Origin of the sequence: Massilia putida, assembly GCF_001941825.1 — a bacterium.
Lineage (GTDB): Bacteria > Pseudomonadota > Gammaproteobacteria > Burkholderiales > Burkholderiaceae_D > Telluria > Telluria putida.
Window position 1 is genome coordinate 3,159,646 of record NZ_CP019038.1, and the last position, 15,694, is coordinate 3,175,339.

The following is a 15,694-nucleotide window of genomic DNA, read 5'->3' on the forward strand; positions in this document are numbered from 1 at the left end:
CGTTCGGTTCGCGTGGCGACAACGACAAGTTGGAATTGAACGCATGATAGCCTCAGACTTCACCGAGTGGCGCGACGCACACGCAAAAATCGTGACGAATGCGTGCGTTGCGCCACGCAAGAAGGCATCGACGTGTCGCCGGAGGTACGGATGAAGGTCCGCGATGGCGATCGCGGACCGTGCACATCGACCACGGCATGCGCGAGGTCCGGGCGTGCGACGAAGGCATCGATCACGTCCTTCGTCGCTTCGCGACAGCACGCGCGCCGCGACACCGATGCGCATGCTATGAAATTTCCTGACCTAAACCTCACCTCTGCACTCGGTCTCTCAATAGAGCGGATCGCCGAACGCCTCCTTCAACCATGTACGCAGGGCGCGCAGCTTCGCGGACGGATTGGCCGTCCGCGTGCGCGATGTAGATGTACTCCTGTTCGGCCTCGATGCCGACGTCGATGACGCGCAAGGTCCGCGCCTTGATGGCGGCGCCGACGATGAAGACCGGCAGCAGCGCGATGCCCAGTCCGGCGATCGCGGCGTCGCGCATCATGTCGCCGTTGTTCAGCACCATGCCGGGCCGCCCGCGCCCGACGCGCGTCTCGCCGTGCTGCGCGAAGCGCCAGTCGGCCCGGACACGGTGCATATCGAAGATGCCGCGATACCATTCCCTTCGAGTTCTTCCGGCGAACGCGGCGCGCCATGCCGGTCCAGGTAGGCGGACGCGGCGACGAGCACGCGCCGCCTGCCGCCAGCTGCCACGCGACGAGGCAGATGTCCGCGATCGGACCGTGGCGGATGACGGCATCGAAGCCATCCGACGTCGCGTCGCCCCGGCGGTCGTCCAGCTCCAGCGTCAGCTGGATGTCGGGGCACTTCGCGAGAAAGGGATAGGGCGCGGGGCCCAGGTGCATGCGGCCGAACGTCACCGGCGCGGCGATGCGCAGCGGGCCGCTCAGTTGGCCGCGCCGTTCGGCCAGATCGGCCGCGGCCTCCTGCACGTCGCGCACGATGCGCGCGGCGCGCGCGAGGAAGGCGGCGCCGTCTTCGGTGCGCGAGAGCTTGGGCGTCGACCGCTGCAGCAGACTCGCGCCGAGCGACCGCTCGAGCTCGACGAGGCGCTCGCTGACGACGGAACGCGACACGCGCAGCCGGCGCCCCGCTTCGCTCAAGGAACCGCTGTCGGCCGCCGTGACGAACGTGGCGACGCCTCCCAGTTTCATGTCCGGTGATACGTTTGTTCGGCGTTTCCGGATTGCTGTTGCGGTATTCGACGACTAGTCCGGCTGCCCATCCTAAACCATACTGGCCTTCACCTCGAGGGCATTCAGCGACGGCCAGGTGGCCTCCCCCGCCGGGAGAAGCCTTTCATGTTCCATCGTATCGCAGCCGTTCTTTCGCTGTCCCCGGCGCTGAGCCATCCCGCCGGCGCCGCCGCCCAACCCTTCCCGCCCGCGTTCAAGGCCCGGACCATCCAAACCGGCGACGTCACGCTGCACGTGTGCGCCGGCGGGCACGGTCCGGCCGTCGTGCTGCCGCACGGTTTCGGCGCCACGGCGCCGTGTGGCCGCCGCTGGCCGGCCGCCTCGCGGCCAACCATGCCCTCGTCGTGCCCGACCTGCGCGGCATGGGCCTGTCCTCGCCCCCGGCCGGCGGCTACGACAAATGGACGCAGACGGGCGACATCCGCGCCGTCCTCGACAAGCTCGGCATCGGCCACGCCGTCGTCATCGGCCACGACATCGGCACGATGGTGGCCTTCGCCTGCGCGTCCCGCTATCCCGACAAGACGAACCGCCTCGTCGTCATGGACGCGCCCGTGCCCCGGATGCCGCCGTGGGAGCAGATCGTGCCCAATCCGCTGCTGTGGCACTTCTCGTTCGGCGGCCCGGACGCCGAGCGCCTCGTCACCGGGCGCGAGCGCATCTACCTGGACCGCTTCCGGAACGAATTCGCCGGCGACCGGAAGAAGGTCGACGAAGCGACCCCGCACTTAAAGAGGGTCGACGAAGCGACCCATACTTATTATGCGAAGCGGTATGCCCGTCCCGGCGCCAGGCACCCGGCCTTCGCGCAATTCCTCAGTTTTCCCAAGGATGCCGAGACCAACCAGAAGGTCGTCGACCACAAACTCCCCATGCCCGTGCTGGCGATCGGCGGCGCCAAGTCGTTCGGCGTCAACGAGGCCCTCGTGATGCGCAATGCGGCGACCAACGTCAGCGAAGAGGTCGTTCCGGATGCGGGGCACTGGCTGATGGAAGAAGCGCCGGAGGCATTGACGTCGGCGCTCCGAAGTTCGTCGACGGAAAATAAAAAAGCCCGCCGGGTGGCGGGCTTCGTCGGGCGCGGGCGGGCGATCCGGGATCAGTCCCAGTTCAGCGCACCGCCGGTCTGGTACTCGGTCACGCGCGTCTCGAAGAAGTTGCGCTCCTTCTTCAGGTCGATCATCTCGCTCATCCACGGGAACGGATTTTCTTCGTTCGGGAACAGCGCATCGAGGCCGATCTGGACGGCGCGGCGGTTCGCGATGAAGCGCAGGTAGCCCTTGAACATGGCTGCGTTCAGGCCCAGCACGCCGCGCGGCATCGTGTCTTCGGCGTAGCGGTATTCCAGCTCGACGGCCTTCAGGAACAGCTGCTTGATCTCTTCCTTGAACTCGGTCGTCCACAGCTGCGGGTTTTCCATCTTGATCGTGTTGATCAGGTCGATGCCGAAGTTGCAGTGCATCGATTCGTCGCGCAGGATGTACTGGTACTGCTCGGCGGCGCCCGTCATCTTGTTCTGGCGGCCCAGCGCCAGGATCTGCGTGAAGCCGACGTAGAAGAACAGGCCTTCCATCAGGCAAGCAAACACGATGATCGAGCGCAGCAGCTTCTGGTCGTTTTCCAGCGTGCCGGTGTGGAACGTCGGATCGTTGATGACCTCGATGAACGGGATCAGGAACTGGTCCTTGTCGCGGATCGACGGGATCTCGTTGTAGGCGTTGAAGATTTCCTTCTCGTCCAGGCCCAGCGATTCCACGATGTACTGGTAGGCGTGCGTGTGGATCGCTTCCTCGAATGCCTGGCGCAGCAGGTACTGGCGGCATTCCGGCGCCGTGATGTGGCGGTAGGTGCCCAGCACGATGTTGTTCGCGGCCAGCGAGTCGGCCGTCACGAAGAAGCCGAGGTTGCGCTTGACGATGCGGCGCTCGTCTTCGGTCAGGCCGTTCGGGTTCTTCCACAGCTCGATGTCGCGCTGCATGTTCACTTCCTGCGGCATCCAGTGGTTGGCGCAGCCGGCGAGGTATTTGTCCCACGCCCACTTGTACTTGAACGGGACCAGCTGGTTGACGTCGGTCTTGGCGTTGATGATGCGCTTGTCGTCCGCGTTCACGCGCTTGGCGACGTCGGCGGCGCTGGCTTCAGAGTTGGCGGCGGCAGGGGCCGGCGCGGCGGCCGGTTCATCGTCCCAGGAGAGAGCCATGATGTTTTCCTTCTTGAGTTCTTGTAGTGGCAGCGCCCGGCGGTGCCGGGCGGTGCGTGTTTCACGTCAGGGTATACAGTCCGCTTATTGGCAAGCTTCGCACTCGTCGAAGCCGGCATCGCCCGGACGCAGGTAGCAGGCGGCGCCTTCGACGACGTCCGGCGTCGGTGCCGGAGTGGCCGGCGCCGGAGCGGCAGCCGGAGCCGCCGACAGGCCGCCGTCGACCGCCACGGCGTTCAGCGCGCCGGTACGGGTGGTCGACTTCTCCATGTGCGTCGCGGCGATCGTGCGCAGGTAGTACGTCGTCTTCAGACCGCGCAGCCAGGCCAGTTTATAGGTCTCGTCCAGCTTCTTGCCCGAGGCGCCTGCCATATAGATGTTCAGCGACTGGGCCTGGTCGATCCACTTCTGGCGGCGCGACGCGGCTTCCACCAGCCACTTCGGATCGACTTCGAACGCGGTGGCGTAGATGTCGCGCAGGTCTTGCGGGACGCGGTCGATGCGCGACAGCGAGCCGTCGAAGTATTTCAGGTCGTTGATCATGACCTCGTCCCACAGGCCGCGCGCCTTCAAGTCGCGCACCAGGTACGAGTTGATCTCGGTAAATTCACCCGACAGGTTGGACTTCACGTACAGGTTCTGGAACGTCGGCTCGATGCAGGCGGAGACGCCGATGATGTTCGAGATGGTCGCGGTCGGGGCGATCGCCACGCAGTTCGAGTTGCGCATGCCGAACTGCTTGATGCGATTCCGGACGATGTTCCAGTCCATCGACTCGGACGCGTCCTGCTCGAGATAGCCGCCGCGTTCGTCAGCCAGCAGCTTGATCGAGTCCTGCGGCAGGATGCCGCGGTCCCACAGCGAACCTTCGTACGACTGGTAGCGGCCGCGTTCCTCGGCCAGCTCGGTCGATGCCAGGTAGGCGTAGTAGCAGACGGCTTCCATCGAGCGGTCGGCGAATTCCACGGCCTTATCCGACGCGAACGGCACGCGCATCATATGCAGGCAGTCCTGGAAGCCCATGATGCCCAGGCCGACCGGACGGTGGCGCAGGTTCGAGTTCTTGGCCTTGTCGACCGCGTAGTAGTTGATGTCGATGACGTTGTCGAGCATGCGCATCGCCGTGCGGATGGTCTTCTGCAGCTTGACCACGTCCAGGCCGTCGCCCTTCATGTGGGCCGGCAGGTTCACGGAGCCCAGGTTGCAGACCGCGATTTCGTCTTCGTTCGTGTTCAGCGTGATCTCGGTGCACAGGTTCGACGAGTGCACGACGCCCACATGCTGCTGCGGCGAACGGATGTTGCACGGATCCTTGAACGTGATCCACGGGTGGCCCGTTTCGAACAGCATCGACAGCATCTTGCGCCACAGGTCGAGCGCCTGCACCTTCTTGTGCACGGTCAGCTCGCCGCGCGCGGCCTTCTCTTCGTACTTCAGGTAGGCTTCCTCGAAGGCCTTGCCGACCTTGTCGTGCAGGTCCGGCGCTTCCGACGGCGACAGCAGGGTCCACTCGCCCTTTTCCATCACGCGCTTCATGAACAGGTCCGGAATCCAGTTTGCGGTGTTCATGTCGTGCGTGCGGCGGCGGTCGTCGCCCGTGTTCTTGCGCAGGTCGAGGAATTCCTCGATGTCCAGGTGCCACGTTTCCAGGTAGGCGCAGACGGCGCCCTTGCGCTTGCCACCCTGGTTGACGGCGACGGCGGTGTCGTTCGCGACCTTCAGGAACGGCACGACGCCCTGCGACTTGCCGTTCGTGCCCTTGATGCGCGAGCCGAGCGCGCGCACCGGGGTCCAGTCGTTGCCCAGGCCACCGGCGAATTTCGACAGCAGCGCGTTTTCCTTGATGGCGTCGTAGATGCCTTCCAGGTCGTCGGCGACGGTGGTCAGGTAGCACGACGACAGCTGCGAGCGGCGGGTGCCCGAGTTGAACAGCGTCGGGGTCGAGCTCATGAAGTCGAACGTCGACAGCAGGTTGTAGAACTCGATGGCGCGCGCTTCGCGGTTGTCCTCGCGCAGCGCGAGGCCCATCGCGACGCGCATGTAGAACGCCTGCGGCATCTCGATGCGGGTTTCGCGGATGTGCAGGAAGTAGCGGTCGTACAGGGTCTGCAGGCCGATGTAGCCGAATTGCAGGTCGCGGTCGGCGACGATGGCGCGGGCCAGCTTCTGCAGGTCGAACTTGCCCAGTTCCTCGTCCAGCAGCTCCGCGTCGATGCCCTTGGCGATATATTGCGGGAAATAGGTGATGTATTCGGCGGCGGCGCCGGCCTGCGGCACGTCCTTGCCGAAGATCTCCTTGCGGATCGAGTGCAGCAGGATGCGCGCGGTGACCTGGCTGTAGGCCGGATCCTTTTCCATCAGCGCGCGCGCGGCCAGCACGGCCGACTTGTGCAGTTCCTCGACCGGCACGCCGTCGTACAGGTTCTTGACCGTCTCGGCCAGGATGGCGTCGGCGTCGACGTGCTTTTCCAGGCCGGCGCAGGCGGCGTTGATCAGGGACGAGACTTCGTTCATGTCGAGCGGGCGGCGCACGCCGCCGTCGACCACGGTGAACTGCGGCGTGGCGATCTGGGTGCCGCCATTGGCTTCCTTGGCGGCGCGGCGCTCTTCCATGCGCTTGGCGCGGTACAGCACGTATTCGCGCGCGACGTCATGCTCGCCCGAGCGCATCAGGGACAATTCCACCTGGTCCTGCACATCCTCGATGTGGAAGGTACCGCCGTTCGGCTGGCGGCGCACCAGCGCCGCGACCACGTTGTTCGTCAGCTGCTCGACCAGTTCGCGGATGCGCGCCGACTCGCGGCCGCTCTCGCCGTTCACGGCCAGGAACGCCTTCGACATCGCGACGGCGATCTTGCTCGGTGCGAACGGCACCACGGCGCCGTTGCGGCGGATGATGCGGTAGTCGTTACCCGCGACCAGTTCGGCCGCGTTCTTGCCGGCCGCCGATCCTGCTGCGACGTGCGGATTGATGGAAATGTCCGAAGATGTTTGCATTGAGCCTCCCAGCATGGCGTTCACGAACTGCCACCGCCTTCACGAATTTGTAGATGGACCCGCGATGAATCCGGGGAAAGCTGCCAACTCATCAAAATTAGCAACTCGATAACTTTTCGCCGATAAAAATAGGAGCAGCAATGTTGAGAAAAAAGCTTTGCGCCCCTACTCCTTCTGTTCGGCATTAAGGCCGTTGACCACTAGATGTAGTAGACAACGGCCTTACAGACCTAATTGTAGTCGATGTACGGAATTTTTAAGAGCTCTGCTACTAAGATTTTTTTCTTGACATCGATCAGACCCGATACCTGAAGCCTCCACGGCGAAGTAAGCGCTAACATCGATTTTATGGCGCGATTTTCCGTGCTTACTATTCGTGCAAAAACCGACCGTTTGGCTTTGCTGCGTTGGCGAAAAGGCCACGACCGGGTCAGGGTTCGGGCGCATGAATGTCCAGTTTCTGCATCTGGTAACGGAGCTGGCGCACGCTGATGCCGAGCAGGCTGGCGGCCTGCGTGCGGTTGAACTGGGTTTGGTTCAGCGCGCGCAGGATGATGTCGCGCTCGACCTGGCTCAGGTAGTCCGGCAGATTGCTCGGCAGCGCGTCGTCGGCGAGCGACGGGGGCGGCGCGGCCGGCTCCGTCGCCGAGGGCGCCGGGGCCGGGGCCTGAGCCTGGACATCGGCAACCGGCACGACGGCCGCATCGCCCAGCTTCGCCCCTTTCAGCAGCAGATCGCCCACCTCGATCACGCCATCGTCGGCGAAGGCGAGCGCCCGCTCCAGCACGTTTTCCAGCTCGCGCACATTGCCCGGAAAGGCATAGCCGCGCAGCGCCTCGAGCACGCCGGGACCGAGGCGCGCGCCGCCGGGGCCGGCCAGGCGCGCGAGGATGGCGTCGACCAGGAGCGGCAGATCGTCCAGGCGCTCGCGCAGCGGCGGCAGCGTGAGTTCGATGACGTTCAGGCGGTAGAACAGGTCCTGGCGGAAGCTGCCGTTCTCCACGCATTTGGCGAGGTCCTTGTGCGTGGCGCTGATGATGCGCACGTCGACCGGTTCCTCGACGGTGGCGCCGATCTTGCGCACGCGCCGCTCCTGGATCGCGCGCAGCAGTTTCACCTGCATCGCGAGCGGCAGGTCGGCCACTTCGTCGAGCATCAGGGTGCCCCCGTTGGCGGCCTGGAAGAAGCCGTCGCGCTCGTCGTTCGCGCCCGTGAACGCGCCCTTGCGGTAGCCGAAGAACTCCGCCTCCATCAACGCCTCGGGAATCGCGCCGCAGTTGACGGCGACGAACGGCTTGCCGGCGCGCGCGCCCTGCGCGTGGATCTCGCGCGCGGCCAGTTCCTTGCCGCTGCCCGATTCGCCGTTGATCGCGATGGGCGCCTGCGAGCGCGCCAGCCGCGCGATCTGGGCGCGCAGCGCCTGCATCGCGGGCGATTGCCCGATCAGGCGCGACGTCCCGTCCGCATTGGCGCTCGCGGGAGCAGCCGCCGGGTCGGACAATTTCAGCGCGGCGCGCACCATCGCGCGCAGGTCGTCCAGCACGACGGGCTTCGACACGTAATCGAACGCGCCGGCCTTGAGCGCCACGACCGCATTCTCGGCGCTGCCGTACGCGGTGATCACGGCGATGGGCGTGCATTTATGATTGGCCGCCACCTCGCGCACGAGTTCCAGCCCCAGGCCGTCGGGCAGGCGCATGTCCGTCAGCACCAGCGCATACGGTTTCTGGCCGAGCAGCGCGCGCGCTTCGCGCACGGTCGCCGCGCTGTCCACGTCGAGCCCCATCTTGAGCAGGGTGATCTCGAGCAGCTCGCGCAGGTCGGGTTCGTCGTCGACCACCAGGATGCGGGGTGAGCTCATGGCTTTCTTTCCGTGACGTTAAAGGGATGCGGCGAAGGTGATCACGAAGCGCCCGCTGGCCTCGCCCGTGCCGTCGCCGGCAGCACCGGGCCGGACGTCCTCGGTGCGGTATTCGTAGTCGAGCATCGCGCCGTTGTTCAGGCACAGCTCGCGCGCCAGGTACAGGCCCAGGCCCGTGCCCTTGCTCGACGTCGTGTAGAACGGTTCGAACAGGTGCGCCCGCACTTCCGGCGTGATGCCGGGGCCGTCGTCCTGCACGTGCAACTCCATGCGCCCCGTGGCGTCGAGCACGGGGACCACGCGAATGCTGGCCGGCTTGCCGCTCGCGTAGCGGATCGCGTTGCCGAGCAAATTCACGAGCACCTCGCGCAGGTGCAGGCCGTCGAAACGCACGCTGCGCCCGTGCGCCTCGCCCACCCATACTATATCACCGGCCAAACCGTGCATTTCCGTGAACTCGGCGCGCAGCTCCGGCAAGAAGTCGTCGAGCGCCACGGGCGTGCCGTTCGGCTGCACCTTGCGCGACAGTTTCAGGATGTCCTCGACCATGCGGTTCACGCGCGCCACGTTGTCGTTCACGATGCGCAGCAGGCGCACCTCGGCCGGCCCGTGCAAGTCTTCCGCCAGCAGCGAGGTCGCGTGGCCGATCGCCGACAGCGGATTCCTGACCTCGTGCGCGATGCTGGCCGTCAGGCGGCCCATCGATGCCAGCTTGAGTTGCTGCGCCTGGTTTTCGATGGCGCTCACGTCCTGCAGGAACACGAGGCTGCGCTCGGCCGCGCCTTCCGGCGTGTCGACGCGCGCGAAACGCAGCTTGAGGTGCACCGGCTGGTCGAGGCGGCCGCGGATCGCCCCTTCGGTCTCGTGCCAGCGCTTGATCGTGACGTAGCCGCCCGTCGCCGCGGCCGGCGCGTCCGTGGAGCAGCCGACCCAGGCCGCGAAACTCTGCGCCACCGGCTCGAGCGCCGGCACGTCGGACAGCAGGAACGCGTTGCCGTCCTCGCCCGGCTGCGTCTCCAGCCCGAGCATGCGGCGCGCCGCCGGGTTGCCGCCGAAGACGGTGCCGTCGCGCCCGAGCACGAGGATGCCGTCGGCGACGTCGTCCACGACGATGCGGTAGATCGCCTGCTGGATGCGCAGGTCGGCGCCGCGGCGCGCGGCCAGTTCTTCTTGTTTGATGAGCCGCGCAGCCAGGCGGTTCAGCACCAGCACCACCGCGAAGAACGCGGCGCCGGTGAGCCCCGCCTGGGTCAGCGGCGGCTCGCCCCCGCGCACGAAGATCTGCCAGGCGCTTTCACCCAGCACGAACAGGGACGCCAGCGCGGCCGAGAACAGGGCCAGCAGCAGCGGCGCGAGGATCGCGGCGCCCGCGAGCGGGAACAGATACATCAGCGCGAGGCCGCTGCGCATGCCGCCGGCGGCCAGGTACAACAGCGAGATCGCGACGATGTCGACGACGACCTGGCCGGACAGCTGCCACAGGAAGCGCCGGCGCCAGCGCTGGGCGACGGCGGCGAACAGCAGCGCCGTCAGCACGTACGTGATGCACGTCTCGGCATACAGGGCGCCGTCCAGGCGGCCGCGCCGCACGTCCACGGCCAGGTAGAGCAGCAGCACGAGCGCGATCACGATGCGCGTGACCGTCAGCGTCTGCAGCGAGCGCCAGAACGTCGAGCGCGACTCGGCGGAAAGGGGCAACCAGGGCGCCATGCGGCGGCTTACCCGGCCTGCTGCTGCGCCTCGCGCGCGTGCGCCGTGCCGCAGTAATCGCGGCCCTCGACCCGCACGGCCTCCGACGAAGGGAAATACACGCCGCAGTGGGCGCAGCAGGCCATCGGCTCGGCCTTGTCCTCGACGCGGCTCCAGGCCTTGGCGTCGCCGCCGCTTGCCGCGGATGCCGGCCCGGCGACCGGGCCTTGCGCGCGCGCCATCGCGGCGCGCAGTTTGCTGCGCACCGCCATCACCACGAGGATGACGAGCGCAATCCAGAAAAGCAGTCGCGTCATACGAACCCCCGGTGCAGAACGACTTCAAATACGAACCGGCTGCCGACATACGCCAGCGCCAGGGTGGCGAATCCGGCCAGCGTGAAGCGCAGCGCGGTCTTGCCGCGCCAGCCGCGCCAGCGGCGTCCGGCCAGCAGCGCGGCGAACAAGACCCACGACAGCAGCGCGAACACGTTTTTATGGTCCCAGCGCAGCGCGCGGCCGAACAGCTGTTCGGAGAACACGATGCCCGACAGGACAGTGAGACTGAGCAGAACGAAGCCGATGCCGATCATGCGGAACAGCAGCCGTTCCATGGTCAGCAGCGCCGGCAGCTGGTCGATCGCGCTCCCCAGCCAGCCCTTCTTCGCGCTCTTCGTGTGCAGGCGCGCCTCCTGCAGCGCCATCAGCACGGCGTGGAAAGCGGCGATCGTGAGCGTGCTGTAGGCCGACACGGCGACCGCGACGTGCCAGCCGAACGCGGGCGACTGGGCCTGCACGGGCATCAGATTACCCGGGAACAGCGGCGGCAGGATCGCCGCGACGGCCGCGCACGGCATGACCATGCGGCGCATGCTGTCCAGCGCGAAGTTGCGGTTTTCGATCCAGTAGGCGGCGACGGAAATCCACAGCGCGGCCGACAGCATGAAGGCGAAGCCGACGCGCAGCGTGCCGTTCGTCACGATGTCCGGCCACAGCGCGGCGCCATGCACGGCCCAGGCCACGGCTGTCACGACCGAAATGGCCGAGCCCTGCCGCGACGGCAGCAGGGCACATACCGCGTACAAAATGGCCGCGGCGATAAATAGGGTGAGTTGCATACGCGCGAGTCTACACCATCCGGAATGGGCAAGGTTAGGTTGCCAGAAGAGTAATCAGCACGTCATTCCCGCGAAAGCGGGAACCCATGTCGAGTTACCGGCATCCGCCGGCTTCACGACTTCCGTAGCTCAGTATGGGTTCCCGCTTCCGCGGGAACGACGTTGGTTTAATCGACCGCCGCCGCCTTGATCTCCGCATCATGGTGACGCTGCTGTTCCTCCATCACCATGAGCCCCAATTCCCGCTTGAGCGCATTGAACTCGGGCGCCGCCGGGTCGCGCAGGCGCGGCAGCTCGACGAGCATGTCGCGCTTGATCGTGCCCGGCCGGTAGGTCATCACGACGATGCGGTCGGCGAGATAGATCGCCTCCTCGATGCTGTGCGTGACGAAGATGACGGTCTTCTTCAGTTCCGCCCACAGGCGCAGCAGCTCGTCCTGCAGGTTGCGCCGCGTGAGCGCGTCGAGCGCGCCGAACGGCTCGTCCATCAGCAGGATCGGCGAGTCCAGCGCCAGCACGCGCGCGATCGCCACGCGCTGGCGCATGCCGCCGGACAGGTCTTTCGGATAGCGCTTCGCGAAGTCTTCCAGCGACAGGAGTTTCAACAGTTGGCCCACGCGCGCGGCGATCTGCGCGCGCGGCATGCCCTTGATCTCCAGGCCGAAGCCGACGTTCTGCTCCACCGTCATCCACGGGAACAGCGCGTATTCCTGGAACACCATGCCCCGCTCCGGACCGGGTCCGGCGACCGGCACGCCGTCGGCCAGCACCTTGCCCGACGTCGGCGGGGCGAAGCCGGCGACGGCGTTCAGCAAGGTCGACTTGCCGCAGCCGGAAGGCCCGAGCAGGCAGACGAACTGGCCATGCGGGATCTCGAGACTGATGTCCTGCAGCGCGACCATCCTGCGGCCGTCGCCGTCGAACACCTTGCTCACGTTGTCGATCACGATGTGGGCGGTCATATCAGTGCTCCAGGCCGCGATGCCAGCGCAGCAGGTAGTTGTTCAGTTTATTCATGCCGGCGTCGATGGCCAGCCCGAGCAGGCCGATCGTGATCATGCCGGCGATGATCTTGTCCGACCAGAAGTACTCGCGCGCTTCGAGGATTCGGAAACCGAGGCCGTTGTTCACGGCGATCATCTCGGACACGATGACGACGATGAACGCCGTGCCGATGCCGATGCGCATGCCGGTCAGGATGTACGGCACGGCCGCCGGCAGGATCACGCGCAGGAACATCGTCGTCCCGCCGGCGCCCAGATTGCGCGCGGCGCGCAGATAGATGCCGTCGACCTGGCGCACACCGGCGATGGTGTTCATCAGTACGGGGAAGAACGCGCCCAGCGCGATGAGGAAGATGGCCGGCGGGTTGCCGAGGCCGAACCACAGGATCGACAGCGGGATGTAGGCGATGGGCGGAATGGGCCGCAGCAGCTGGAACAAGGGATTCAGCCACGCGTACGCGACGCGGCTCGCGCCCATCCACAGCCCCACCGGCAGCGCCAGGCCGGCGCCGACGAGGAAGCCGACGAGCACGCGGTACAGGCTCCCGAGGGCGTCGGTGATCAACTCGCCCGAGACCATCCACGCGAGCCGCCCGCCGCCGCCCGCCTCATGCCAGGCCTGGTAGTCCTGCAGCGGCAGCAGGTACGCGACCCACTTGCGCCACACCTGCAGCGGGGACGGCAGGATGTTCTCGTTGACCCATCCCATGCCGGCCACCCACTGCCAGATCGCGATCGCGACGACCGGGACGACCAGGCCGATTGCGATGTCCTGCCACCTGCGTTTCGTCATTCAATTTCTCCGTTCTGGTTCGGAACGTGCTACGTGTAGGGTGGACAGGCACCGTTGGAACGCGTGGACGGCAAGCCGTCCACCCTACCGTCATTTGATGTTGAGGCTCTTCTTGGCATCATCCAGCAGATCCGTCTTGACCCACTGCTTCGCCACGGGCGGCTTGGCCATGCGGCCGACACCCGTCTTGACCATGATGTCGGTCGTGGTCTGGATGTGCTCCGGCGTGATGTCGTAGGTGTACGGCGAATTGCTGATCGCGTCGTCGAAGTCGTCCTTCGTGATCTGGCCCTTGAACACGACTTCACGCACGTATTTCTCGGCCAGCGCGCGGTCGCGGATGAAGGCGCTCGTGGCCATCACGAAGCAGCGCATGAATTTCTCGGCCACCGCATGCTTCGTGTCGTGGAATTTCTCGGTCATGACCATCGTCCGCACCGGCTCGCCGATCGGGGTATCGTACGGCTTGATGACTTCGACGCCGAAGCCCTTGTTGATCGCCTGCGACGACTGCGGCTCGGACTGCATCATGGCGTCGATGTTCTTGCCCAGCAGCGCCTGGTTGAGGTCGGCGTAGGCCAGGTAGACGACCTGCACGTCCTTGCCGGGCGCGGCGTCGGCGGACAGGCCCGCCTTCTGCAGCTCGGCCATCAGCAGGACTTCCTGGATGCCGCCGCGCGTCACGCCCACCTTCTTGCCCTTGAGGTCCTTCACGCTCTTGACGCCCGCGTCCGGCCGCGCGACGAGGCGCACGCCGCCCTTGGCGAAGCCGGCCACGACATAGATCGGCGCGCCGCCGGCGCGGCCCGAGATGGCGGCTTCGGACGCCGTCGCGCCGACGTCGAGCTCGCCCGCGATGATGGCCTGCATCACGTCCAGGCCCTTCGCGAACACGCGTTCCTCGACCTTGATGCCGCATTTGGGGGCGATTTCCTTGATGTACGAGACCGCGCCGTAGTGCGCGAACTTGAGATTGCCGAGGCGGACCACGTCCTGGGCGTGGGCGCCGCCCGCGGCCAGCAGCGCGGCGAGGACGAGGGTCTTGCGAAACACGGTTGCTTTCATTCTGTCTCCGATCGGGGTCGAACTTTTATTGGAATGAACTACGTGATGCAGCTCTGGAAAATAAACGCGAAGCAATACATTGTCAAACCGTCCAAGCAGCTTTTACCAAGAATCAACCCAATCGGTTGACTGCACCGCTTGCGAATGGCTGAATACGGGTCTTGACCGGAGAAAACGCGCCCCGACATGGGGTAAAATGGCGGATTGCGCCCGCCCGCTTATATATATCAGTATAAAAGGTAGAACATGCTGGATAACCTTACCCAACGCCTTGCCAAGGTCGTCAAGACGATGCGCGGCGAGGCCCGCCTCACCGAGGCGAACACCGCCGAGATGTTGCGCGAAGTGCGCCTGGCCCTGCTCGAGGCCGACGTGGCGCTGCCGGCCGTGCGCGAATTCATCGCCAAAGTGAAGGAAAAGGCGCTGGGCGAAGAAGTCATCGGCTCGCTCTCGCCCGGCCAGGCCCTCGTCGGCGTCGTGCAGAAGGAACTGGCCGCGCTGATGGGCGCCGACCTCGGCCCGGAAGCGTCGCAGCTCTCGTTTGCCCAGCAGCCGCCGGCCGTGATCCTGATGGCCGGCCTGCAGGGTGTCGGCAAGACGACCACCACCGGCAAGCTCGCCAAATACCTCAAGGAAGAGAAGAAGAAAAAAGTCCTGACCGTCTCCGCCGACGTCTACCGCCCCGCCGCAATCGCGCAGCTGGAATCGGTGACGAAGCAGGTCGGCGCCGACTTCTTCCCGTCCACCGCCAGCGACAAGCCGGTCGACATCGCGAAGAACGCGATCGACTGGGCGAAGAAGCACTACCACGACGTTGTCATCGTCGACACGGCCGGCCGCCTGGCCATCGACGAGGCGATGATGCAGGAAATCGCCGCCGTGCACGCGGCCGTGAACCCCATCGAGACACTGTTCGTCGTCGACGCCATGGTCGGCCAGGACGCGATCAACACGGCGAAAGCCTTCAACGACGCGCTGCCACTGACTGGCGTGATCCTGACGAAGCTCGATGGCGATTCGCGCGGCGGCGCGGCGCTGTCCGTGCGCCACGTGACGGGCAAGCCGATCAAGTTCGCTGGCGTGTCGGAAAAGCTGGACGGCCTGGAAGCTTTCGATCCGGCCCGGATGGCCAACCGCGTGCTGGGCATGGGCGACATCCTCGCGCTCGTCGAGGAAGCGCGCAAAGGCGTGGACATGAAGGCTGCGGCCGACATGGCCAACAAGATCAAGTCGGGCGGCAAGTTCGACATGAACGACTTCCGCGCCCAGCTCGCGCAGATGAAGAAGATGGGCGGCATGGCCGGCCTGCTCGACAAGTTGCCGGCCCAGTTCCAGCAGGCGGCCAGCGGCGCCAACATGGATCAGGCCGAAAAGCAGGTGCGCCGCATGTGCGGCATCATCGACTCGATGACGCCGCTTGAGCGCGCCAAGCCGGAACTGATCAAGGCCAACCGCAAGCGCCGCATCGCGGCCGGCGCCGGCGTGCAGGTGCAGGAAGTCAACCGCATGCTGACCCAGTACGAGCAGATGAACACGATGATGAAGAAGCTCAAGGGCGGCGGCCTGATGAAGATGATGCGCGGGATGAAGGGCATGATGCCCGGCATGCGCTGATATCGACCGACGCTTGCAAAAAGCCGTGCGCGACGATTGTCCCGCACGGCTTTTTTGCGCTTGGGATGTCTGTTTTTTCACTCTAGAGGGGC

11 protein-coding genes and 2 pseudogenes are annotated in these 15,694 nt (G+C 65.7%); 2 read left to right on the forward strand and 11 right to left on the reverse strand.

Annotated features, from left to right (window positions below; genetic code table 11):
- Positions 1 to 359: 359 nt before the first annotated feature.
- Positions 360 to 905: a hypothetical protein gene (locus tag BVG12_RS36010; protein ID WP_502519662.1), complete on the reverse strand. Its 546-nt coding sequence runs from the start codon at positions 903 to 905 to the stop codon at positions 360 to 362.
- A 192-nt stretch (positions 906 to 1,097) separates the two neighbouring features.
- Positions 1,098 to 1,220: pseudogene (locus tag BVG12_RS36015) on the reverse strand (LysR family transcriptional regulator); the annotation flags it as partial.
- 147 nt (positions 1,221 to 1,367) lie between these two features.
- On the opposite strand from BVG12_RS36015, the pseudogene BVG12_RS16220 reads away from it, so the two are divergent.
- Positions 1,368 to 2,287 (forward strand): annotated as a pseudogene (locus BVG12_RS16220) (alpha/beta fold hydrolase); the annotation flags it as partial.
- A 74-nt stretch (positions 2,288 to 2,361) separates the two neighbouring features.
- Here BVG12_RS16220 and BVG12_RS16225 read toward each other — a convergent pair.
- The 9 genes from BVG12_RS16225 to BVG12_RS16265 all read right to left on the reverse strand — a co-directional run bounded on the left by BVG12_RS16225 (position 2,362) and on the right by BVG12_RS16265 (position 13,988).
- The gene (locus tag BVG12_RS16225) at positions 2,362 to 3,462 is read right to left on the reverse strand and encodes a ribonucleotide-diphosphate reductase subunit beta (protein ID WP_075793306.1); all 1,101 of its coding nucleotides are present in this window, start codon (positions 3,460 to 3,462) and stop codon (positions 2,362 to 2,364) included.
- An 84-nt stretch (positions 3,463 to 3,546) separates the two neighbouring features.
- Entirely contained in the window at positions 3,547 to 6,459 is a 2,913-nt protein-coding gene (locus BVG12_RS16230; RefSeq protein ID WP_075793307.1) for a ribonucleoside-diphosphate reductase subunit alpha, read from the reverse strand.
- Positions 6,460 to 6,889: 430 nt separating this feature from the next.
- Positions 6,890 to 8,320 (reverse strand): sigma-54-dependent transcriptional regulator, encoded by a 1,431-nt coding sequence (locus BVG12_RS16235; protein ID WP_075793308.1) that lies wholly within the window; start codon positions 8,318 to 8,320, stop codon positions 6,890 to 6,892.
- Between the two features lie 18 nt (positions 8,321 to 8,338).
- A complete protein-coding gene (locus BVG12_RS16240; protein ID WP_370662839.1) occupies positions 8,339 to 10,018 on the reverse strand; it encodes a sensor histidine kinase in 1,680 nt (559 codons plus the stop codon).
- A 20-nt stretch (positions 10,019 to 10,038) separates the two neighbouring features.
- Positions 10,039 to 10,326 (reverse strand): PP0621 family protein, encoded by a 288-nt coding sequence (locus BVG12_RS16245; RefSeq protein WP_075793310.1) that lies wholly within the window; start codon positions 10,324 to 10,326, stop codon positions 10,039 to 10,041.
- Positions 10,323 to 11,126, reverse strand: a complete 804-nt coding sequence (locus BVG12_RS16250; RefSeq protein WP_075793311.1) for a cytochrome C assembly family protein — start codon at positions 11,124 to 11,126, stop codon at positions 10,323 to 10,325. Before BVG12_RS16250 ends, BVG12_RS16245 begins: the two co-directional genes overlap by 4 nt.
- Before the next feature lie 167 nt (positions 11,127 to 11,293).
- On the reverse strand, positions 11,294 to 12,088 hold the full coding sequence (locus BVG12_RS16255) for an ABC transporter ATP-binding protein (protein ID WP_075793312.1): 795 nt from the start codon (positions 12,086 to 12,088) through the stop codon (positions 11,294 to 11,296).
- 1 nt (position 12,089) lies between these two features.
- Complete coding sequence (locus tag BVG12_RS16260) at positions 12,090 to 12,923, reverse strand: ABC transporter permease (RefSeq protein ID WP_075793313.1); 834 nt, start codon at positions 12,921 to 12,923, stop codon at positions 12,090 to 12,092.
- Positions 12,924 to 13,013: 90 nt separating this feature from the next.
- Positions 13,014 to 13,988 (reverse strand): ABC transporter substrate-binding protein, encoded by a 975-nt coding sequence (locus BVG12_RS16265; protein WP_075793314.1) that lies wholly within the window; start codon positions 13,986 to 13,988, stop codon positions 13,014 to 13,016.
- A 246-nt stretch (positions 13,989 to 14,234) separates the two neighbouring features.
- On the opposite strand from BVG12_RS16265, the gene ffh reads away from it, so the two are divergent.
- Entirely contained in the window at positions 14,235 to 15,602 is a 1,368-nt protein-coding gene (gene ffh, locus BVG12_RS16270; RefSeq protein ID WP_075793315.1) for a signal recognition particle protein, read from the forward strand.
- The last annotated feature ends 92 nt before the right edge of the window (positions 15,603 to 15,694 follow it).